This window comes from Clostridium sp. K13, from assembly GCF_019734195.1.
Taxonomy (GTDB): domain Bacteria; phylum Bacillota; class Clostridia; order Clostridiales; family Clostridiaceae; genus Clostridium.
Window position 1 is genome coordinate 1 of the sequence record NZ_JAASHM010000050.1, and the last position, 22,691, is coordinate 22,691.

Sequence of the window (22,691 nt, forward strand, 5' to 3'; positions counted from 1 at the left end):
GGTATTATTTAGTATCGCAAACCTATTGTATTTCCTTGGGCTGAGAAGAGCAATGTTCATATAACTTAACAGATCGAATATGTTTAATAGGGGGAATTATGAAGGGGAAGATAAAGTTATTTGATAAGCAGTTGATAAAAGAATACTATGGCATATTATCTGTTTTAAGTTTAATTTGTTCATTTATATTTATTTTTGCAGAAGTTCCTACTGGCTGTAAAGTTATTGCCGCAGGATTTTTTATTGTTATACTAGTAGGTATTTATATAGTGTTATGGAGAAAAGCTAATAGATTAGAAAAGGTTGAAATAAAAATCAATAATTCAGTCATTGAAGTTAAGGTTGGAGATGTTTTTCAAGAAAATGGGTTGAAGGTAATAGCTTTTAATGAGTACTTTGATACAATTGTAGATAATAAAATAATTTCAGAAAAATCCCTTAATGGATTGTATATAAAAAATGTTGAGAAGGATGTTGCTAAACTTGATAAGTTAATCATAGATGATGATGAACTAAAAGATAAAATAGAAGAAGAAAATAATTCCAGAAGAAGAGGGAAAAAGATAAAGTATAGGTTGGGATCTACTGTTGAAGTTGAAGAGTATTTATTAACAGCATTTTCGAAATTTGATAATAGTAACAGAGCATATTTATATATGCATGATTACATAAATTGTTTAATGAATTTTTGGAATGAGATAGATAGAATTTATGCAGGAAGATCAGTTTCAATTCCTTTATTAGGTTCTGGAATTACAAGGTTTAAGGAGTATGAGACAATATCACATCAAGAACTTTTAGAGCTGTTGATATGGTCATTTAAGGTAAGTAGGGTAAAGTTTAATTATCCATCAAAAGTAACAATAATAATTCATGAATCACAAAAAGATAAAATTAATTTTTATAGATTAAAAGGTATTAAATAATTTAAGAGGGGAGATATTATTTATGACACGTAGGACTAAAACTTATATAGCAGGTGATTGGACAGGAGATAAAGATGCTGTTGAACAATTACATAAATGGAATGATAGTAAGTACTGGGGGCTATCATTTAAGGATGCTCATGAAATAACACAGTCTAGCGATAGCAGTCAAAATTGCAGTATTAAAGCATCTCTTAGGACAAGACTTGATATATCAAAGACATTTGTGCTTATTGTAGGAAATGGTACTAAATCACGTAGAGCAGGAGAGTGTAATTATTGTTTTAAAAACAATGAGTGTGGAAGTTCCAGTAATAAGAGCTTTATTGAATATGAATGTGACAAGGCTTTACGTGATGGAATAAGAATTGTTGTATTGTATAATTCAGCGTCAGTTGATAGAAGTAAATGTCCTGAAGCATTAAGATATGAAGGTACTCATGCAGCTATGTGTTATCGTGAAGATGGTAAACTCTATTGGGATTATCAGTCAGTAAAAAATGCAATAGGTTAAATTATAAGATTAAATTTATGGAAATAATATAATAATTAGTCTAAAAACAAAGGAGTAGAAAAAATCTATTCCTTCATTTTATTTAGATGTTAAAATAGTATTAGAAAATTAATATCGGGGTGGAGAAAAATGAGTAACTTTACTTATTAAAAAGAGAGATGACCAATACTTGAGAATTTAGGGAAATTAGCAGAAAGAAATCTTTAAATAGATTCCAATACTACATTTTGAAATTTGCTATAGTTTTTACATGTATAATCAAATAGTGACTTCATATATTTTTCCTTAAAATAAACTTTAAGAAGATTATACCATTTTATTTTCTTAGCAAAAATAAAATGGTATAAAAAGGTTAAATATTAATTGTTTATAAGTTGCAATTTGAGTTGTTTTAATGTTTCTATTTTATCAGCAAAAACATTTTCAAAATTAATTTTAAAATCATCAATATCTTTTGAAAGTTTCATAACTGTTACAAGTTGCTTTAGATGTTCACGAAGCTCTTTAATGCCATCTTCTGTTAAGTGTCTATACATTCTATGCTTACGATCATATCTTTTAGTATTTTCATTGTATATGGTAGGATTATACTTTCCAATCTCCTCTACGGCGTTAGGTGCAAGCATATCATATACATATTTTAAGTTGAATTGAGCAAAATATCTAGGTCTTCTATTTGTTGTAGGATCATAGGGGATTCCATATAATCTAAATAAGTTCTCGAAATACTCTGATGGAAACTCATTTGAATAAGGTTGTAAGTGTTCTGTTATATATTTAGAAAGTAATAACTGAAGCTCATCTTTTCCTCTTTGATCTTGATAATTAGTTGCTTCATCAATTAGTGCAGTTATACCAACTTTAGCTAAAGCTCTTAGTAATATTTTAGCTCTTTGTAAAACATGCTCTTGACCTTGAGATATAAATCCCCTAGCCTCTGCTTCAAGATATAAGTCACAGAGTATTGGTATAGAATTAGCATCATACCATAAACCTGTTCTTCCAGTAAATTCAGCAACTTCGAATCTATCTATAGGAGATATATCATTTCCGTACATTTCTAAGTATAGATTAGCAAGTGTTTTTGAACCTATTATAGCAGGAAAGCCTTCTACGCGCACTTCACCTTTTCTAGTCCTACCCATTGCAGAGAAAAGTGACTTATCTTTAATTACTCTTCTACCATCATTTAAAACGCAACAACGTACTGTTATATCACCGATTATCAAGTCTTTTTCACTAACTACAGCACGTGGAATATCAATAAAGTTTTGAGGTGTTAAAAAATCTATGTTAGCTTCAACTAAATCTTTTTGAGATTCATTGAAGTATTGGATTTTATTATCTTTTATTGAACAAAACACCTTATCTTGCCCAATTAGATAGTAGCCAACTGGAGTAGTATGTGGCATTTTTAAAGCTTTTTCTACATATTTAAGTTCCATTTTAGTCCTCCTAGCAGTGGTCCGAGATATTAATGATAGATAGAAAAATACGGACCTAATTTTATGGTTAAATATTAACAATATCTGATGAATTTGTAATTAGTTTTATAGTGGATTTTCAGGAATAATAAACCAGTTAGGATTAAATTATAAGATACTTTTTTGTATAAATAGATTGAAATTTAGATTATAATAAAGGTAAGTATAATAAGGAAGAAGGGGAGAAAGGTTTAATGGGGAATTTTACTTTTTTAAAAGAAAGATGGCCAATACTTGATAATTTAGGACGATTAGCAGAAAGAAACCTTTATATAGATTCCAATACTACATTTATTAAGTGTGGTATGTTTGGAGAGATACTAGTTAAGTACATGGTATCAATGGAAGAGGTTGATGAGACATTAATAGCTCATGACAATAGTCATAATAATAGAATTAAGCTACTTAAAAAGGAAGATTTAATTCCTGAGGATATCGACAGTATTCTTCATATGATAAGAATTAAAAGAAATAATGCAACGCATGATATGTATGAAGATATAGAAAAAGCAAAGATACAGTTAGAATTAACATACAAATTAGCTGTTTGGTTTATGCAAACATACGGTGATTGGAGTTATGAGCCACAACCTTTTGGTATGCCAACAGAAAATGAATATGGTGAAAATGTTAATGATATAGCTAAAGAGTATGATGAAAAAGTAAAAGCTTTAGAAGCTGAACTTGAGAAATTAAGAGCACAAGAAAAAGATAAGAAGCAGTTAGAAGAACGTAAAATTCAAGGTAAAAAGGCTAGTAAGCATATTGAATTAAGTGAAGTTGAAACTAGAAGAATAATAGATGCTCAACTACAATCAGCAGGATGGGAAGCTGATACTATTAACCTTAGATATTCAAAAGGGACAAGGCCTGCTAAAGGAAGAAATTTAGCTATTGCAGAATGGCCAACATACTCAAAAGAAAAGGGAAATGGAGCAGTAGATTATGCTTTATTTATTGGAGAAAAGCTTGTTGGATTTATTGAAGCTAAGAAGTATTCAAAAGATGTTGCAGGAACTATGATTGAATCTAAGACTTATGCAAAAGGTGTAAAAGAAGAACATAATAATTATGTTGTTTCAGAGTGGAATGGATATAAAGTACCATTTCTATTTGCTTCTAATGGAAGAAAGTATATAAAAGAAGTACAAGATAAAAGTGGTGTTCATTTCTTAGATTGTAGGAATTCTAAAAATAATGCTAAGGTTCTTCAAGGATGGTATTCACCAGAAAAGCTAGAATCTATGATTAATGAAGATATTGCTAATGCAAATAAGACTTTAGATGATATGAGTTTTGAATTTTTACAAAGTGAAAATAGTATTGGACTTAGATATTATCAAGTTGATGCAATTAAAGCTGTAGAAAAGGCTATTATTGAAAATAAGCAATCTGCTTTAATAACTATGGCAACTGGGACTGGAAAGACAAGAACTGTATTAGGTTTGATTTATAGATTAATTAAAACTAAGAGATATAGAAGAATTCTCTTCTTGGTTGATAGAACTTCTCTTGGTACTCAAGCGCTGGATACATTCAAGGAAGTTAAGATTGAAGATTTAAAAACATTGAATCAAATTTATAACATAAATGGGTTAGATGAAAAATTAATAGATAAAGAAACTAAAATTCATATAGCAACAGTACAAGCTATGGTTAAGAGAATAATGTATAACGAAGAAGAAACTAATGTGCCATCAGTTGGAGACTATGATTGCATAATAGTAGATGAAGCTCATAGGGGTTATACCTTAGACAAAGAAATGACTGATAATGAAGTTGAATGGAGAGATAATAGAGATTTCTTAAGTAAATATAAGAAGGTAATAGAATACTTTGATGCATTTAAAGTTGCATTAACAGCAACTCCTGCACTTCATACAACAATGATATTTGGTGAGCCTGTTTATAATTATAGCTATAGAGATGCTGTTATTGATGGGTATCTTGTAGACCATGAGCCGCCACATTTAATAGAAACTGAACTAACAAGAGATGGGGTTCATTATAATAAAGGTGATAAGGTGGCAAAATATAATAAGTTTACAGGTGAACTTATTAATGGTGCTGAGCTTGAAGATGATATTGATTTTGAAGTGGATCAGTTTAATAAGAAGGTAATTATAGAATCACATACAAGAGTAGCATTAGAAGAAATAGCAAAGTATATTGATCCAGAAAATGATGAAGGAAAAACTTTAATATTTGCAGCTAGTGATGCTCATGCGGATATGATAGTTAGATTATTAAAAGAAATATTTAGAGAAACTATAGGTGGAGTTGATGATGATTCTATTCTTAAAATTACAGGATCAATTAAAGATCCAGATTTAGCAATTAAGAGATTCAAAAATGAAAGATATCCTAATGTAGTTGTTACAGTAGACTTGTTATCTACAGGTATAGATGTTCCCAAAATTGATAAAATAGTATTCTTAAGAAGAGTAAAATCAAGAATACTTTATGAACAAATGTTAGGAAGAGCAACTCGTCTTTGTGATGAAATAAATAAAAATCACTTTGAGATATTTGACGGTGTAAGACTTTATGAAGCACTACAAGATATGACTAATATGAAGCCAGTTGCTGCAAGTAAAGGAGCTAGCTTTAAAATATTAAAAGAAACTTTAGAAAGAGCTGATAGTGAAGAGGAAAAAGAAGCTACAGTTAAAAAGGTTATTGCAAAACTTCAAAGAAAGAAGAAGTTAATAGATGAAAATGAAAAGTTAATATTTAAGAGTTTATGTAATGATAAAACTCCCGAGGAATTTATAAAAGAGTTAAAATCCACAGATACAGATAATGCAGTTAAGCAAATTATCAGTAACAATGCATTAATAGAATATCTTGATGAGAAGTATAGTAGTGATGAGGTAATAATAATATCAGAAACACAAGATAAACTTGTATCACATACTAGAGGATATGGAAAAGGTAAGAAACCAGAAGACTATATTCAAGAATTTAAAAATTACATTGAAGAAAATAAAAATACAATTCAAGCTTTAGAAATTGTTTGCACCAGACCACAGGATTTAACTAAGGAAAGTTTAAAACAATTAAGAGCAATATTAGATAGTAATGGTTTTAATGAAGAGTATTTAAAGACAGCTTGGAAGGATTTAAAACATGAAGAAATAGTTGCAGATATAATTGCATTTATTAGACAACAAGCTTTAGGTAGTCCTTTAGAATCTAATGAGGAAAGAGTTAAAAGAGCTGTTGCAAGAATTAAAAGAGAATATTATTTAACTAAGCATCAAGAAAATTGGATTAATAGAATAGAAAAGGTTATGCTAAAAGAAGTAGTTATAGACAAAGAAACATTAGATACCGGAGCATTTAAAGCACAAAGTGGTGGATTTGACAGACTTAATGAAAAGCTGTTTAATGGAAATCTAGGAGAAATATTAACGAAATTAAAAACATATATGTTTGAAAGCAAGGAGATTAGCTAATAATGAATACACAAGAAATAGTAAGTAAACTTTGGAATCTTTGTAATGTACTAAGAGATGATGGTATAACTTATCATCAATATGTTACTGAATTAACTTATATACTATTCTTAAAGATGGCAAAAGAAACTGGAGCAGAAAGTAAGTTGCCAGGAGGATATAAGTGGGATGATTTAAAATCAAAAAGTGGAATAGAACTTAAGACTTTCTACAAGAGTCTATTAAATCATTTAGGGGAAGAAACAACAGGTATAGTACAACAAATATATCAAGGTTCATCTACTAACATAGAAGAACCAAAGAACTTAGAAAAGATAATAACAACAATAGATGGATTAGATTGGTACTCTGCAAAGGAAGAGGGATTAGGTAATCTTTATGAAGGCCTTTTAGAAAAGAATGCATCAGAAAAGAAATCAGGAGCAGGGCAATACTTCACACCAAGAGTTCTTATAGATATTATGGTTAAGCTTGTTGATCCTAAACCAGGAGAAAAGTGTAATGACCCAGCAGCAGGAACATTTGGATTTATGATTGCAGCAGACCATTATTTAAAAGAAAAGACTGATAATTATTTTGATTTAGATACAGATTTGGCAGAGTTTCAAAGAACAGAAGCATTCTCAGGATGTGAACTAGTTCATGAAACTCATAGATTAGCACTTATGAATGCAATGCTACATGATATTGAAGGAAATATCATATTAGGAGATACATTAACTAATCAAGGAAAGCAAATGAAAGACTTAGATGTAGTACTTTCAAATCCTCCTTTTGGTACTAAGAAAGGTGGAGAAAGAGCTACTAGAGATGACTTAACATTTATGACATCCAATAAGCAATTAAACTTCTTACAACATATCTATAGAAGTTTAAAAGCAGATGGAAAAGCAAGAGCAGCAGTAGTATTACCTGATAATGTTCTATTCCAAGAAGGTGATGGAACTAAAATAAGAGAAGACTTAATGGATAAGTGTAATCTTCATACTATTCTAAGACTTCCAACAGGTATTTTCTACGCTCAAGGAGTTAAGACAAATGTATTATTCTTTACAAGAGGAACTGAAGATAAAGGAAATACTAAAGATGTATGGTTCTATGATTTAAGAACTAATATGAAAAACTTTAATAAAGGAAATGCATTAAAAGAATCTCATTTTGATGAATTTGTTAAAGCTTATACTGCAGAAGATAGAGAAAAAGTAGAAGATGAAAGATGGAATAAGTTTACTAGAGAACAAATCAAAGAAAAAAATGATAATTTAGATTTAGGACTAATTAAGGATGATTCAATACTTGACTATGAAGATTTACCAGATCCAATAGAAAGTGCAGAAGAAGCAGTAGCAAAGTTAGAAGAAGCAACAGACTTACTTATGAGCGTGATTAAAGAATTAAGAGCTCTTGAAAGTGAGGAGTAGTAATGGCTAAAAAGAAAATGACGTTAGAAGAGAAATTAGAAGATGCTATTGTTAAAGATACACCTTACGAAGTACCTGAGAATTGGATATTAACAAAGTTGGGGTATTTAGGAAAGTGGGGATCAGGAGGTACACCTTCTAGAAAACATCCTGAATATTATGAGGGAAAAATACCATGGATAAAAACAGGGGAACTAAACAACAATTACATTTATGATGCAGAAGAAAAGATTACAGATGAAGCAATAAAAAAATCAAGTGCTAAGATATTTATTAAGGGTTCGGTATTATTAGCTATGTATGGTGCAACTATTGGAAAGGTTGCTATATTAGGTATTGATGCAACAACTAATCAAGCATGTGCAGCTATAGAGTGTAATGAATTGCTAATAAATAATAAGTTTATGTTTTATTATTTATTGTCTCAAAAAGATAATTTCATTGAACTTGGAAAAGGTGGAGCACAGCCTAATATATCTCAAATGATTATTAAGGAATATAAATGTCCTGTACCACCAATAAAAGAGCAACAAAGAATTGTTGGTAAAATAGAAAGTCTTTTTGAAAAGCTAGATAAGGCTAAAGAATTAATAGAAGAAGCTAGAGAGGATTTTGAAAAAAGAAAGTCTGCTATAATGGAGAAGGCTTTTAGAGGTGAACTGACTAAAGAGTGGAGAGCAGAAAATGGTATTAAGAATAAATCACAAATTATAGCTAAAATCTTAAATGATAAAAAGAATGTTAACATTAAAGATTTGAAAGATAGAGGAGATATACAATTAGGTTTTCCAATACCAGAAGTATGGGAACAGTGTATACTGAATGATATATCTCGTGTAAATAAAGATTCATTGGTAGATGGTCCATTTGGTAGCAATCTAAAAACTTGCGATTATACTGAATTTGGAGTTAGATTAATTCAATTACAGAACATAGGTGTCGGATATTGGAAAGATAGTAACAAAAAATTTGTGTCAGAAGAGAAAGCAAATGAGCTAAGTAGATGCATTGCATTACCAGGTGATATAGCTATAGCTAAGATGGCAGCACCTACAGCAAGAGCGACAGTGATACCTGATTTTGAGAAGAAATATGTAATAGTTGCTGATTGCATAAAATTAAGTGTCGATTATAGAGTATCGACAAAATATATTATGCATTGCATAAATTCACCTAAAATAAATAATATAGCTGAAAGATTAGGAAAGGGAACAACAAGAAAAAGAATAAACCTTGGTGACTTAAGGAAAATTCCTATACCGCTACCATCCTTAGAAGAACAGAAAGAAATAGTAAGAATTATAGATAATATTTTACAGGAAGAATCTAGAATAGAAGAACTTACTCAGTTAGAAGATCAAATTGAATTAATTAGGAAATCAATCTTAGCAAAAGCATTCAGAGGACAGCTTGGAACGAACTGTCGAGAGGATGAAAGTGCTTTGGAGTTATTAAAAGAGATATTGAATAAAGAGTAGAGTAAAGGTCTTGGTTATAAAATAACCAAGGCTTTTTACATATCAAAAATCCTTTGCATAGAGTAGTGCGAATAGAATGAAAAGCAAAGGAGAATTATTATGAATTTTGAAATGCCATCAAGTCAATTTGAAAGTTATTACCCTGAAGATAACAATGTAAAATTAGAAAGTAAGAATGAACTAAATTATGAGAATAAAAGTAGAGTATTTAGAACAACACAAAATAATATTGTTATACCTACAGGAGTATTAATAAAAATTAAAGGTATAGATATTAGAATATTGGCTTGCATTAGTTCAATAAGTTATGTAACTAATTGTAATGAAAGTGGAAGTAATACAAGACATGTAAGTGTAGACAAAGTTAATAAGTACATAGGAACAATTGCTAAACATTTAGGTTTAAAACCAAAGAAGGTTAAGGAACAAATTAATAGTATGTTAGCAATGCAAACTAATGAACTAGAGTTGAAATGGAAAGTAGATGAGGAAAATTCAACTGAAGCATGGTTTGAAATAAATTATGTTAGTGGTGAATTTATTACATTGCCGTATGAAGTATTTGAAAATGTAGTAGGTAGTTTAAGTAGTAATGCATTTAAGACATACTGTAATTTAAGATGGCTTTGCTTTAGCAGTGTAGAAGGACATTTTGTAGAAAGAGCAATTACACAAGAATATTTGTTGCAATTAATAGGGTTATCAAATAGTAGTAAGAAAGCTATTAGAACTATAACTGAAGAGTTAGTAGAAAAGAAACTTATTAAAATAAGAAAATCTTATGTACATGAACACAATATACTTGAAAAAGGTGTGACTAAAGAAGTAATCTACTATTCAATAGTAGATTAAGTAGGAATAAAAAGCACATCACACTTAAATAATTAAAATATCACTATAAAGAAATTTACATATTGCAGTTATAAATTATTACTAATGCAATGATGAAAAAGGCACAAGTAATTATAGAAAGATTATAGAAATAAATATGGAAAAAATAGAAAAGTAATAGATAAAAACCTGAAGGTTTTTAATTGCTATGGTAGTTTAAAGATAGATACTAAATTTAAGACTTTAGGTATCTATTTTTTTTATTAAGTATCTTGTAGGGTACACTACCATAACTGTGAAAAATATTTCTTAGAAATCAGATTAATTAGCTTTAAAAATATTTCAGGAAAAAATCCTAAAAATGAACTTTGAAATAGAAATAGATTTTTACGTTCAATGGAATCAATACATATAGTAGCTTGAAGAAAATCAAGGAGGAAAAATGTAATGAAATTATCAGAAGCAAAGCTAATAAAAAAGAAATGTAGTAAGTGTAAGGAACTTCGTTTAATAACAGAATTTAATAAGGATAGTAGTAAAAAAATGGAGTTAGATCAAGTTGCAAAGTATGTACGAGAAAGGCTGATAAAGTTAGATATGATAATCAATGTGGAAGTTATATCTATATCATAAAGGTAAATGATGTTCCTTGGTACATAGGAAGTACAAATAATATGCCACATCGAATATCTAGGCATATTAATAATAAGGATAGTGGACATTTTGTCTATATGTATAAAAAAAGAGGAATAGATTTATCCAATAAAGTTATTACTATTTGGATCTGTGATACTGAAAAAAAGGGATACAATTTAACACAAAAAGATCTTAGGTATTATGAACACGTACTAATTAAAAGGTATAGAGAATATGGATACCCACTATTAAATACAATTGATAAGTCTAAGTTTATACATGGTGAAAGATACATAGATGAAATACCTTTTGATGGATTCAAATTTGAGTGTAGTTCATATAAGTTACTATAAAATCAGATTTTTATCTTAGTTATTTTTACATTTTGAAGAGCCTCTTCATATAGTAGGGTGAAAAAGAGTTGATGAGGTGTAAAGTTATGATAGATGTAAGAGTAATTGATGGAAAGCTATTAAGTTTTAATATGCTTGTGGTAGAAGAAGAGAACAATGAAAAACTTATGGAGAGAATATGTTCCATGCTTAAGTGTGATATGAACAATTATCAAAGGCAAATGCTACTAAGAGCAATAGAAGAAATTAAAATTATCAAGAAAATTACAAAGAGTGCATGAATATGTGCTCTTATTTTGCTATAATCAGATTAACCTTTTATGTCTCATCAACATATCATTATGCATATGAGGTGGAAGAAATGAAAATTGCAGTTTATTGCAGAGTTAGTACAGATAAAGAGGAACAAAAGTCAAGTTTAAAACATCAAAAGGAATATATTAAGTCATTGTATCCTAATGATGAAGTTACAATATTTTATGATGAAGGACAAACAGGCACCAACATTAGAAGGAGAAAGGGATTTCAAGAAATGTTATTAGCTTGTGGACTTAAGAAAGTCTACACAACTAAGACAAAGTTTGTTTTTGAACTAGATGAGTACAGAGAATCTAAATTTGATAAGATTGTTACTAAATCAATTACTAGATTTGCAAGAAATACAGAAGCAGTTACTATATGGAGATTACTAGAACAAAAAGGAGTAAGCATATACTTTCAAGATATAAATAAGGATACAGCAAGTTCTGAGGATTCTTTGTTACTAAAGTTGCTACTAACATTATCAGAAGAAGAGAGTAGAAATATTTCAGAACGTACAAAGTGGGGAAACCAAGCATCAGCTAAGGCTAATAAGATACGAAATAATGAGCTGTATGGCTATGAGTTTGATAGAGATAATAATACTTTGATAGCTATTGAAGGAGAAGCAGAAATAGTTAGATTAATGTTCAAACTATGTATTGAAGGTAATGGATATAGGATTATTAGTAGTAAGCTTACTGCAATGAATATGTTAAACAGAAAGGGAAAGCACTTTTCAGTTTCAACTATAAAAAATATGTTGCATAACAAGAAGTATTGTGGTTTCAATGTTAGGGGTATATGGCAGTCGGTAGGCTTGTTTACAGAAGATCATACCTCTAAAAGAAATAAGAAGGAAGAATGGCTAGTTCAAAAGAATGATAGAATTGAACCTATAATTTCAGAGGATACTTTCGAAAAAGCTCATAAGGCACTAAATGAAAGGCTATTACATGGGAACAAGGGGAAGAATATTTCTAAGAGAGATACCCAAGGAAAAATAATATGTGCAAACTGTGGTAAGTCTTATTACATATGTCATAGTAAGTCTTTAGGAAGTGCTATTAATACAAATCCATATTACATATGTGCTACTAAGAAGAACAAAGGAAAAGTAGTATGTGATGCAGAAAATCTATCTGTAAAGCAAGTTGAAACGTATCTTGAAGAGCTGAGACTACATTACTATGATAATGTTGAACTTAGGAATAAGATTAAGATTGAACAATTAAAAGATGAACTTAGTAGTATTGCTAATGCAACAGACATAGAAGTATTGGCTAAGATAAAGGATAATAATACCGAAATTAAGACTAGACAAGAAACGATAGATCAATTACTAGATAAGTTCTTATCCAATGCTACTGAAAGCACTAAGAATTTAGTTGAAAAGAAGATTTGTATCATAGAAGAAGAAATATCTAAACTAGAAGCTGAGAATAGTTCATTAGATGAGTTATTAAGAAATAAAGATGCTGAGAAAAATAAGATTAAACATAAGATTCAGCTATTGGAGAAAGAATTATTAGTAAGTCATGATGAATTAACAAGAGAGGAACTAATGAATAAGCTTGTATCAATAAAAGTTCATTCTAAAAAGGTATTAGTTCCAGTATGGAAAATGTGATAGAATAAATATTAAAAATGCGTATGCATTATGTTGTGTTGATGGGACTACAAAAGTTGTATAGTACTTTCAGATAAGATATAGAGTTAGTGTAAAAGCTAACTCTTTTTGCTATACTTATAAAATTAATATTTATATATTAAAAGACAAAATTTATTATAGCAAAGGAGAAGTATTATATGAATAAATTATATTTAGTAGAATTAATAGAATATTCTTATGATAGTAAATCAGAATGTATAGATCAAGAACAAGCAGAAATATTAGGGTTATATACTACAGAAGATGAATATAAGAAAAGAGTAGAAAAAGAAATAAGTAACTATACACTTGTTAGTAAAACTAAACTTGAAATAACAAGAGATGAGGAACTAGTAGAAGATTGCATGGATGTAGTAGATATTGTTTCAGAAGAGGCAAGAGTAACAATAATAGTAACAGCAGTTAGCATTGGTGATTCAAAGAAATTAGTAGATTATAATAGAATCAATTATCTTTTAGATTATGATAAAACTACAGATATTGAGATAATAAATATACATTAGTTAATCAAAGTTAATAAAATTAATAAAACGATAAAAAAATTGTTAAAGGTAATATTCATATTAACAATAATATTAATAACATTAACGATAATAAACTTTTTTATTTAATGAGGCAATAAAATGGAACATATATCAATTGTAAAAATGAGATTAGAATTTCCTTATATATATATGCAGAATTTGAAGATGGGGAAATTTATAATGAAGAAATAATAAATGATAGTCCATTAAATAATTAAATTTGATTGTGGACAAATAAGCCATATTAGAAGTGGTAAGTATAGATGAACATAAAGCACGGCTTAAGAGTATAATGAAAGTAAAATTCTTATAGGAGAAAAGTATGTTAGATAGTAAAAAATATATCATTTCGTCATTAGAATTACATTTATTTTTTGCACGAATAATGAAGGAACATTCTATTTTTTTAGAAGCTGGATTTACACCTAAGAATAGTAAGCTTTCTAAGGAAGCTAATGGATACAAAATACAGTTTGAGAAATTACTACTAGATACAATAAGGGTAAGTGAAGGAAGGAATATACAATCTGTAATAAATTCTGGAGAAATATTTACTAAATATACTTTAAATGCAGAAAAAAAGACACAGTATTATACGGGGATAAATATAAACTTTAAGATAACCTTAATGGAACAAGAATTAAAGTGTAAAAATAAAAAAGATGCTGATAACAGGACAGTTAAATATGTGAGACAACTTAATAATAGAGCTATAAAATTAATAGAGTGTCTTATAGATTTAAAGATGAGGATTTTAGATGGGATGTTATTTTGTGAATTATTTACTTTGAATTATCCATCATTAATTGAACATATAATACATGAGGCTAAATTATATCATTCATATATAAAATTACTTGAGAATGGTGAGGATATTGAGGATTATAATAATTCAAGTATTAGAAAGACTGAATTGTTTTGGGATGAAATTATGATGGAACATACCTTATTTATTAGAGGGCTACTTGATCCTAGTGAAAATAAATTAATAGATACTTCAGATAAGTTTGCAGATGATTATAATGAGTTGATTAAAAAAACAAGCAATATGACTGATATGAAAATGTCTAGTATTACAAATGAGACATTAATAGAGACAACTAAATTAAAGGAGTTTAAGGAAGCTGGTGTAGGAGGAATAATTGACTGTAAAATAAAATCTATAATATTACCACTTCTTGCAGATCATGTATTAAGAGAAGCTAATCACTATATAAGACTGTTGAATAATTGTAAAAAATTGTTGGTATAAAATATTAGATACACTAGAAAAATTGTATAGTACTTTCAAGTTTAAAGAATTAGTTCATTGAGCTAATTCTTTTTTGTAGAAAAATTTGAAAAAGTAGATATACTATTTCAATTGTTATAAGAATAATTCAATTTTTTTAAGAATAGTTTATAATAAATGCTTTAATTAAAAAGGAGTAATTATATTGAAATACGATAAATGGCCACTACAATATAAATTTAAAGATTTAAATCCGTATATTGATACAGAAACAGTATGTATTCATTATACAAAGCATTTACAGGGATATGTAGATAAGTTAAATAAGATACTTGAAGGATATGAAAAATTTACTGATGGAAAAACATTAGAAGAAATACTTTTTAATGTTGAAAAAATTCCTATGGAAATAAGAAAGGATGTAATAAATCAAGGGGGAGGAGTAGCTAATCATAATCTTTACTTTTCTATTTTAAGTAAGAAACCTAAAAAATGTCCAGAAGGAATTTTATTAAATGAAATAAACAGAAAGTATGGGGACTTAGATAAATTAAAAGAGAAAATATCAAATAAAGCAATAAATCAATTTGGATCAGGTTATGGGTGGCTTGTAATAAATGAAAAAGGAGAATTGGATATTATATCTACATCAAATCAGGATTCGCCATTAATTTTTAAAATGAAGCCTATATTAACTATTGATGTTTGGGAACATGCTTATTACTTAAAATATAAAAACTTAAGAGCTGAATATGTAAAAAATATATGGAATATAATAGACTGGAGTAAGATAGAAGAAAATTATTTAAAAGAATGTAATAAGAAATAGAAATATTATATAAAGAAAAATAATACATAAGAGCTAGTAGAGTATTACTAGCTCTTATGTAAGTTAAATTAATATGACAAGTAATAACAAAATTAAAATTATTAACTATAAGTGATAATAACTTTACTAAAAGATTATAAAAGGTAGATTTAGTAGTAATCCACTATTATAAAAGGTAAGTATTCATGTTACTATTAGATGGACAAGTTGTTTAAGACGTAAAAGTACATAACGACTAAAAATGAACTAGAAAGTTGGTTCAAATTATAGGAGGAATGGAAATGAAATCGAAAGTAATAGGATTATTATTATTAGGAACAATATTTGCCGGAGGTGTACAAGCTAATGCAGCTACATTTAATAGTGGGACAACATCTAGAAGAGTAGTGCATAATAGACCAGTAAAACCATCAACAAATCAAGGAAGTACTGAAAATAATACAGTTGTTTCAGATAAATTTATGGCACAGGTTGAACAAGCTATTTTTAATAAAGTAAATGAAGAAAGAGCTAAAGCAGGAGTATCACCTTTAAGTTATAATTCTACTATGGAGAAATATGCAAGAATTAAATCACAAGATATGGGAGATAACAATTATTTTAGCCATGCAGATTTAAGTGGTAACTATATAACAAGTAAAATGAAAGCTGATGGAGTTTCATATAAAGCATGGGGAGAAAATATAGCTTATATAGGCGGAATTACAGATCCAACAGCGCTGGCAAATAAGTTTATGGAAAATTGGATGAACTCAGAAGGTCATAGAAAGAATATATTATCAACTAATTTTGATAGTATTGGAATAGGTGTATATCAGAGTGGAAATAGGGTGTATGCAACTCAAGAGTTTTATAAATAAAAATTAATATAATTTAGAATATGAATAGTACAAGAGTATTTTTATAATATAAGGTATTTAGCTGAACAATCTAAAATAATTCAGTTAAATACCTTTTTAAAATATTTTTTTACCTTTTAAGATTTATATGATAACATAGTAATTAATATTTTAATGTTAATATGTTAATATATATAAGAATAACTTTAAAGTATTAAGAAAGAAGTAAAGTGGAGGTATTCAGTGATAAAAAGAAATTGTAAGCAATGTGGAAAAGATTTTGTATTGTCAGATTCAGAAATTAAATTTTTTAAGGATAAGAACTTAGATTTGCCTAAGAGATGTAGTGAATGTAGAAAAGAAAACAAGAATAATAGTTCAAGTAAGAATTCAAATAAGAATGAGAATATAAATAGTAATAAAAATGATAATATAAAGAACAAGGACGGAAATAGTTCTACAACTATAAAAAATAATATCAATCACAATGGAAAAGGAAAGACATTTAGAAATATTATAATAGCTGGGTTAGTTCTTGTTGTTTTATTAATAGGTAAATTATTTAATATAGAATTAAATTGGACAGATATAGGAACAACTTTAGAAAATGGACAAAGTACTAATGTTTCTTTTCAATTTCGTAATGATCAATTATTAGAAGATCATTTCTTAAAGCATGGAAATGAATTTGGGTATACATCAAAAGAGGAGTATGTAGAAGGAGCAAATGAAGTTATTAAATCACCAGATTCTAAACATAAAACTGAAGCAGAAGATGGAGATGAAATATATTATAATGAAAATAAAAATGAAATAGTATTTGTATCAACAGATGGATACATAAGAACATATTTTAAGCCTAATGATGGAATAAACTATTTTAATAGACAGTAATATAAAAGATAAGAAGAGTTAGCAGTAGGTTAACTCTTCTTATTTTTTATAAATAAATTTATATTATTACATAAAATAAAAAAATAATGCATAATTAGATAAAAAAGGATATTAAAGTATGATGTCGAATTAATTAAGGAGGGAAGAAAGGGGTAAGAAAAATGTTTAAGGGTTTTATAAGGGTAGTATGTTGTTTAATAATTATTATGTTAAACATTAATATAGATGTAAATGCACAGCGAATAAATGATTTAAATAGTTTTAAAGTAAGAAATATAAATGAGGGATTATCACAAATTAGCGTTGAAGCCATATTCCAAGATAGTAATGGTTATGTATGGATTGGTACAAGAGATGGATTAAATAGATATAATGGACATAAAATTAAGATATATAGAAAAAATAAGAAAATGGAAAATTCATTAAGTGGTAATACAATAACTTCAATTAATGAAGATAAATTAGGGAATGTTTGGGTTGGTACTACAACTGGTTTGAATAAAATTGATATATCCAACAATAAGATAACTAGATATTTACCAAATGAAAATGGATGTAATATATCTCATTATAGAATTAGAGACATACTAATAGGCGAGGATGGAGAAATATTAGTAGCAACTAATGATGGATTAAATATATATAATGAAAAAGAAGATGATTTTACAAGAATATATGGAGAAGGATATGAAAAGGGCGAACTTTCAAGTCAGATAGTAAATGCTTTAGAACAAGATGAGTATGGAGATTACTGGATTGGTACTAAAGAAGGGTTAAATAAAATAGATAAAGTAAATGGTGAAGTTGTAGAGTATTTATATGATCATAATAATAGTAATTCAATTTCAGGAAATTATATATCTAGTTTATATTATGATGATAGCAATAAAGAGTTATGGGTTGGTACATGCTATTTAGGACTTAACAAAATAAGTTTAAATAATGGAACCATAGAAAGGTTTTTTGCAGGAAGTAAAAGTACAGATTTACCAGGTGATTATATAAAAGATATATTAAAAAACAGTAATGGAGAGGTATGGATAGCAACTGATTACGGACTTGTATATTATGATGAAAAAAATAATGTATTTAATAGAAAAAAATCTGACAAATATGATTTTTCTAATGTGGTTAGTAACGATATAAATACTGTATTTGAAGATAATTCTGGAATGATGTGGGTTGGTACTCTAGGAGGAATAAGTACTTATAATAAGACAAATGAGTTTAAGAGCTATAGAACTAGTGAGTTAAATACAGATTCTGTAACAGAACAATATATATCTGGAATATATGAAGATAATGAAGGTTTGTTATGGGTTGGAACTATGTTGGGTGGAATAGATATAATTCATAGAGAAAGTGGTATAGTAAAAAAAATAAAAAATAAATCATCTTATAAAGAAGGTATATCAATAAGTAATGATATGGTAAGAGAAATAACAGGTATAGATAATGAAATTTGGATAGCTACGCAGAATGGTTTAGATTTTTATAATAAGGAGACTGATACAATAAAATCCTTTAAAGAAAGTGATGGTTTATCATCTAGTGATATATTATCATTATTAATAGATAGTAATGGTGTATTGTGGATAGGAACTCATAGTGGAATATGTAGTTATGATAGAAATGGAAATATAGTTAATTATAGTAAACAACTATTAGAGGCAGGAATAACTGAAAGTTCTATTTTAGATATCCATCAAGATAAGGATGGAGATATATGGTTTGCTGCAGATATTGATAATGGATTAATAAGATATACTAATGGAAAGTTTGAGAAATATAACTTAAATGGAGATAAAAAGTTTTATAGTAGAATTTATTCTATAAACTCTGATGATAGTTATCTTTGGGTAGGAACGGATTCTGGATTAGTAAAATTAAATAAGGATACTAATAATATAACATTATATAATGAAGAAGATGGAATAAATAATTCATTTATTTATGGACTATTATTTGATGAAGAAGATAATTTATGGTTTTCTTCTAATTATGGTATATCTAAGTTTGATATAAAAGAAGATAAATTTATAAATTTTAATGAAGATGATGGATTACAATCAAATGAATTTAATCAATATTCTTATTATAAAAGTAAAAGTGGAGAAATGTTTTTTGGTGGGATAAATGGATTTACATCATTTTATCCAAAGGATATAAAAATAAAAAATGATATACCGAAGGTGAAAATTGATGAATTTATAAGTGGTAATGAGGTATTATCTGAAAAAGAAAGCAATACAATAAATTTAGATTATAATGAGAATATGATAGAAATTGAATTTTTCTTACCTTATTATTCAAGTAGTAACCTTCAGTATTTTTATATGTTAGAAGGAGTAGATAATAAATGGATTAATTCAGGGGAAAGAAATTATGCTAACTATATAAACATAGAGCCAGGAAAATATGTTTTTAAGGTTTGTGCAAGAAATGCAAAAGGTGATTTTAGTGAACCAACATGTATTAATGTAATAGTAGATCCACCTATCTATAAAACTACATTAGCTTATTTTATATATTTTGCTATTTTTATAGGTATAATATATATTATATGGAATAGGGTTAAGATATTAGATGGACTAGTAGCTCAAAAGACTGTAGAGTTAAATAAAAAGTTAGTAGAAAATGAAGAGCTATACAAAAAGTTATTAGCCAATGAAAAGTATAAAAATAACTATTTTATAAACTTATCTCATGAATTAAGAACTCCTCTTAATATTATAGCTTCTGCTCAACATGTAGTAGATAATTTAAATAAAAGAGAAGAGGGGATATCTAGAGAAAAAATATCTCATTATATGAATACTATAAAGAGAAGTTCTAATCGATTAATTAGGTTAATAGATAATATAATAAATACTTCCAAAATAGAGTCAGGAAGTTATAAATTAAATATAAAAGAGTATGATATTGTATATTTAGTTGAAGAATTAGCATTATCAATGAAGGATTATATAGAAGAACAAGGAATAGAACTTATAATAGATCCTGATATAGAAGAGAAAATAATTCAGTGTGACTGTTCTGATATTGAAAAAGTTATAATGAACCTTATATCTAATGCTGTTAAATTCACCCCAAAAGGTGGTGTAATAGAAGTAAGGGTAAGTGATTATAATGAATGTGTTAAAATAAGTGTCAAAGATACAGGAATAGGAATTGATGGGAGTAAGCATAAATCAATATTTAATAGATTTGATCAAGCTTATAATAGTACTTCAGAGGAATTTGGAGGAAGCGGATTAGGATTAACATTAAGTAAACAATTAGTAGAGTTACATGGCGGTACTATAGAGATTTCAAGTGAAGTTGGAAAGGGAAGTGAATTTATAGTTATTCTTCCAGTAAAACAAGAAAATAAGGATATAATAGAATATAGTAAATAGTTTTAAATAATGAAGGATTCATTTTTGAATCCTTCTTTTAGTTTTATAAGAATAACTATATTAATACTTAAGTATAAGAAGTAAACATAGTAGAATTAGAAGTTTTATTGCATAAAATAAATGATGATGATATAGTTTAAGCTAGATTAATTTATGATATAAATTATTAATAAATAATGATAATTAGATATGGAGGATATTAATGAAAGTTAAATCAACAGCACTTCCACCAATAGGAATGCGTATTATTAAATCATCAATTGGAGTACTGTTAGGATTTATTATTTATTTACTTAGGGGGAGACAAGGAGCGCCATTTTATACAGCATTATCAGTTTTATGGTGTATGCAACCCTATCCTAGCAATGCAAGGGCAAATGCAAAACAAAGAACAATAGGTACAATGATAGGAGCCTTTTATGGATTAATAATGATATTATTAGAATATTATTTATTACCATTTGATAATGAATTTATTAGATATTTAACAATATCCATATTAATAATACCTGTTATATATACAACTGTATTAATAAATAAAAAGAATTCATCTTACTTTTCTTGTGTAGTTTTTTTAAGTATAGTTGTTAATCATCTTACTGATAAAAATCCATATTTCTTTGTATTCAATAGAGTTTTAGATACCATGATAGGTATAGGTTTAGCGTTAATAATAAATACCGTTAGAATTCCAAGAAAGAAAAGAAATAACCTACTATTTGTTTCAGAACTAGATAGAGTATTGTTAAATATGAATGATACATTAACTTCTTATAGTAAGATTGAATTAAATAAGATGTTAGATGATGGTCTAAAATTTACTATTGCAACTATGAGAACACCAGCAGCCCTACTAGAAGCATTGAAGGATATAAGAATAAAACTTCCTGTAATAGCTATGGATGGTGCTATATTATTTGATGTAAAAGACAAGAGATATTTAAAAGTATATGAAATGACACATTCAGAAACAAAGAGATTTTTAAATTTATTTAAGGAAAATAACTTACATTGTTTTATAAATGTAGTGATTGAGGATTCGGTAGTTATTTATTATAGTGATTTTAAAAATCCAATAGAAAAGGAAATTTATGATACCCTTAGATCGTCTCCATATAGGAATTATATTAAAGAAGAATTACCAGAAAGATATGGGGCAGTTTATTTAATGCTTATAGATGAAACAGTAAAAATTGAAAAACTATATTTAGAAATGAAGAAGTTAGGATATATAGATAAATTTAAAATTTTAAAATATAGTTCAGATGATTTCCCAGGATATTCTTATATAAAAATATATAATAAGAAGGCAATTAAGGAAAATATGATTAAATATATTAAAGAATTAACTAATGCTGATGATATAATAACTTTTGAAAGTACAGAAGAAGGAAAAAGTATAAAGACAAATAAAAATGAATCTAATGAAATAGTTAAAAGATTAAAAAGAATATATGAACCTTATTTCTGGGAATAAATAAAATTGAGCTATTGTAGCAAAGTAATAGCTCAATTTTATTTATATTTTATATTAATGCTTATGACCACTTCCAGCACCAGTTTTAGCTTTTATTTCATGTAAATTTAAATTGCCATCATGTTGGTTAATAACTTCTTTTATTTTATGACTTTTATGATTTTTATCAAATTCACCTAATTCTTCACCAAATTCAATATCATGATCGTGATCATGATGTTTATATCCATTTCCAGCACCAGTTCTAGCTTTTATTTCATGTAGATTAAGATCTTCATCGGTTCCATGGATAACTTCTTTGATTTTTTCGCTTTTATACTTTTTCATATTAACCTCCTAAGAACAATGATCGATCTGTTAAGTTATATGAACATTGCTCTTCTCAGCCCAAGGAAATACAATAGGTTTGCGATACTAAATAATACC

The 22,691-nt window shown here is 27.7% G+C and carries 19 protein-coding genes; 17 read left to right on the forward strand and 2 right to left on the reverse strand.

The annotated features are described in order from the left end of the window. Nucleotides 1-98: 98 nt before the first annotated feature. Together HCG76_RS17200 and HCG76_RS17205 are read left to right on the forward strand one after the other, a co-directional pair. Nucleotides 99-926: a macro domain-containing protein gene (locus HCG76_RS17200; protein ID WP_221701506.1), complete on the forward strand. Its 828-nt coding sequence runs from the start codon at nt 99-101 to the stop codon at nt 924-926. A 22-nt stretch (nt 927-948) separates the two neighbouring features. Then, nucleotides 949-1,440 (forward strand): TIR domain-containing protein, encoded by a 492-nt coding sequence (locus HCG76_RS17205; RefSeq protein WP_221701505.1) that lies wholly within the window; start codon nt 949-951, stop codon nt 1,438-1,440. 359 nt (nt 1,441-1,799) lie between these two features. On the opposite strand, the gene HCG76_RS17210 is transcribed toward HCG76_RS17205, so the two are convergent. Continuing rightward, nucleotides 1,800-2,885 carry a P63C domain-containing protein gene (locus tag HCG76_RS17210; RefSeq protein ID WP_221701504.1) on the reverse strand — a complete coding sequence of 362 codons (1,086 nt, stop codon included), beginning with the start codon at nt 2,883-2,885 and terminating at the stop codon, nt 1,800-1,802. A 233-nt stretch (nt 2,886-3,118) separates the two neighbouring features. Here HCG76_RS17210 and hsdR point away from each other — a divergent pair, with 233 nt between their 5' ends. The 15 genes from hsdR (at nt 3,119) to HCG76_RS17285 (ending at nt 22,265) form a co-directional block, all read left to right on the forward strand. Then, nucleotides 3,119-6,382, forward strand: a complete 3,264-nt coding sequence (hsdR, locus tag HCG76_RS17215) for a type I restriction-modification system endonuclease (RefSeq protein WP_221701503.1) — start codon at nt 3,119-3,121, stop codon at nt 6,380-6,382. A 2-nt stretch (nt 6,383-6,384) separates the two neighbouring features. Beyond that, nucleotides 6,385-7,803, forward strand: a complete 1,419-nt coding sequence (locus HCG76_RS17220) for a class I SAM-dependent DNA methyltransferase (protein WP_221701502.1) — start codon at nt 6,385-6,387, stop codon at nt 7,801-7,803. A 2-nt stretch (nt 7,804-7,805) separates the two neighbouring features. Then, complete coding sequence (locus tag HCG76_RS17225; protein WP_221701501.1) at nt 7,806-9,281, forward strand: restriction endonuclease subunit S; 1,476 nt, start codon at nt 7,806-7,808, stop codon at nt 9,279-9,281. Nucleotides 9,282-9,380: 99 nt separating this feature from the next. Further along, nucleotides 9,381-10,133 (forward strand): hypothetical protein, encoded by a 753-nt coding sequence (locus tag HCG76_RS17230; protein WP_221701500.1) that lies wholly within the window; start codon nt 9,381-9,383, stop codon nt 10,131-10,133. Nucleotides 10,134-10,559: 426 nt separating this feature from the next. After that, complete coding sequence (locus HCG76_RS17235) at nt 10,560-10,745, forward strand: hypothetical protein (protein ID WP_221701499.1); 186 nt, start codon at nt 10,560-10,562, stop codon at nt 10,743-10,745. Nucleotides 10,746-10,786: 41 nt separating this feature from the next. Next, complete coding sequence (locus HCG76_RS17240; RefSeq protein ID WP_260458185.1) at nt 10,787-11,101, forward strand: hypothetical protein; 315 nt, start codon at nt 10,787-10,789, stop codon at nt 11,099-11,101. Nucleotides 11,102-11,187: 86 nt separating this feature from the next. Further along, nucleotides 11,188-11,382: a hypothetical protein gene (locus tag HCG76_RS17245; protein WP_221701498.1), complete on the forward strand. Its 195-nt coding sequence runs from the start codon at nt 11,188-11,190 to the stop codon at nt 11,380-11,382. A gap of 80 nt (nt 11,383-11,462) precedes the next feature. Next, the gene (locus HCG76_RS17250) at nt 11,463-13,031 is read left to right on the forward strand and encodes a recombinase family protein (protein WP_221701497.1); all 1,569 of its coding nucleotides are present in this window, start codon (nt 11,463-11,465) and stop codon (nt 13,029-13,031) included. A 179-nt stretch (nt 13,032-13,210) separates the two neighbouring features. Then, nucleotides 13,211-13,576, forward strand: a complete 366-nt coding sequence (locus tag HCG76_RS17255; protein ID WP_221701496.1) for a hypothetical protein — start codon at nt 13,211-13,213, stop codon at nt 13,574-13,576. Between the two features lie 343 nt (nt 13,577-13,919). Next, nucleotides 13,920-14,849, forward strand: coding sequence for a DUF2935 domain-containing protein (locus HCG76_RS17260; RefSeq protein WP_221701495.1), 930 nt, complete (start codon nt 13,920-13,922; stop codon nt 14,847-14,849). A 184-nt stretch (nt 14,850-15,033) separates the two neighbouring features. Further along, a complete protein-coding gene (locus tag HCG76_RS17265; protein ID WP_221701494.1) occupies nt 15,034-15,657 on the forward strand; it encodes a superoxide dismutase in 624 nt (207 codons plus the stop codon). Between the two features lie 281 nt (nt 15,658-15,938). Next, entirely contained in the window at nt 15,939-16,517 is a 579-nt protein-coding gene (locus HCG76_RS17270; protein ID WP_260458184.1) for a CAP domain-containing protein, read from the forward strand. 222 nt (nt 16,518-16,739) lie between these two features. Beyond that, nucleotides 16,740-17,390 (forward strand): zinc-ribbon domain containing protein, encoded by a 651-nt coding sequence (locus HCG76_RS17275; protein ID WP_221701492.1) that lies wholly within the window; start codon nt 16,740-16,742, stop codon nt 17,388-17,390. Between the two features lie 161 nt (nt 17,391-17,551). Then, entirely contained in the window at nt 17,552-20,788 is a 3,237-nt protein-coding gene (locus tag HCG76_RS17280; RefSeq protein ID WP_221701491.1) for a ligand-binding sensor domain-containing protein, read from the forward strand. Between the two features lie 202 nt (nt 20,789-20,990). Beyond that, the gene (locus HCG76_RS17285; protein ID WP_221701490.1) at nt 20,991-22,265 is read left to right on the forward strand and encodes an HAD hydrolase family protein; all 1,275 of its coding nucleotides are present in this window, start codon (nt 20,991-20,993) and stop codon (nt 22,263-22,265) included. 54 nt (nt 22,266-22,319) lie between these two features. Here HCG76_RS17285 and HCG76_RS17290 read toward each other — a convergent pair whose 3' ends face one another. Continuing rightward, nucleotides 22,320-22,592: a hypothetical protein gene (locus HCG76_RS17290; protein ID WP_221701489.1), complete on the reverse strand. Its 273-nt coding sequence runs from the start codon at nt 22,590-22,592 to the stop codon at nt 22,320-22,322. Nucleotides 22,593-22,691 lie beyond the last annotated feature (99 nt).

Bases quoted from the DNA above. Each gene is read 5' to 3' on its own strand.
- HCG76_RS17225 (WP_221701501.1), top strand. From the start codon at position 7,806: ATGGCTAAAAAGAAAATGACGTTAGAAGAGAAATTAGAAGATGCTATT.
- HCG76_RS17240 (WP_260458185.1), top strand. From the start codon at position 10,787: ATGCCACATCGAATATCTAGGCATATTAATAATAAGGATAGTGGACAT.
- HCG76_RS17255 (WP_221701496.1), top strand. From the start codon at position 13,211: ATGAATAAATTATATTTAGTAGAATTAATAGAATATTCTTATGATAGT.
- HCG76_RS17235 (WP_221701499.1), top strand. From the start codon at position 10,560: ATGAAATTATCAGAAGCAAAGCTAATAAAAAAGAAATGTAGTAAGTGT.
- HCG76_RS17205 (WP_221701505.1), top strand. From the start codon at position 949: ATGACACGTAGGACTAAAACTTATATAGCAGGTGATTGGACAGGAGAT.
- HCG76_RS17285 (WP_221701490.1), top strand. From the start codon at position 20,991: ATGAAAGTTAAATCAACAGCACTTCCACCAATAGGAATGCGTATTATT.
- HCG76_RS17210 (WP_221701504.1), bottom strand. From the start codon at position 2,885: ATGGAACTTAAATATGTAGAAAAAGCTTTAAAAATGCCACATACTACT.
- HCG76_RS17280 (WP_221701491.1), top strand. From the start codon at position 17,552: ATGTTTAAGGGTTTTATAAGGGTAGTATGTTGTTTAATAATTATTATG.
- HCG76_RS17250 (WP_221701497.1), top strand. From the start codon at position 11,463: ATGAAAATTGCAGTTTATTGCAGAGTTAGTACAGATAAAGAGGAACAA.
- HCG76_RS17270 (WP_260458184.1), top strand. From the start codon at position 15,939: ATGAAATCGAAAGTAATAGGATTATTATTATTAGGAACAATATTTGCC.
- HCG76_RS17245 (WP_221701498.1), top strand. From the start codon at position 11,188: ATGATAGATGTAAGAGTAATTGATGGAAAGCTATTAAGTTTTAATATG.
- HCG76_RS17230 (WP_221701500.1), top strand. From the start codon at position 9,381: ATGAATTTTGAAATGCCATCAAGTCAATTTGAAAGTTATTACCCTGAA.
- HCG76_RS17260 (WP_221701495.1), top strand. From the start codon at position 13,920: ATGTTAGATAGTAAAAAATATATCATTTCGTCATTAGAATTACATTTA.
- hsdR (WP_221701503.1), top strand. From the start codon at position 3,119: ATGGGGAATTTTACTTTTTTAAAAGAAAGATGGCCAATACTTGATAAT.
- HCG76_RS17200 (WP_221701506.1), top strand. From the start codon at position 99: ATGAAGGGGAAGATAAAGTTATTTGATAAGCAGTTGATAAAAGAATAC.
- HCG76_RS17220 (WP_221701502.1), top strand. From the start codon at position 6,385: ATGAATACACAAGAAATAGTAAGTAAACTTTGGAATCTTTGTAATGTA.
- HCG76_RS17290 (WP_221701489.1), bottom strand. From the start codon at position 22,592: ATGAAAAAGTATAAAAGCGAAAAAATCAAAGAAGTTATCCATGGAACC.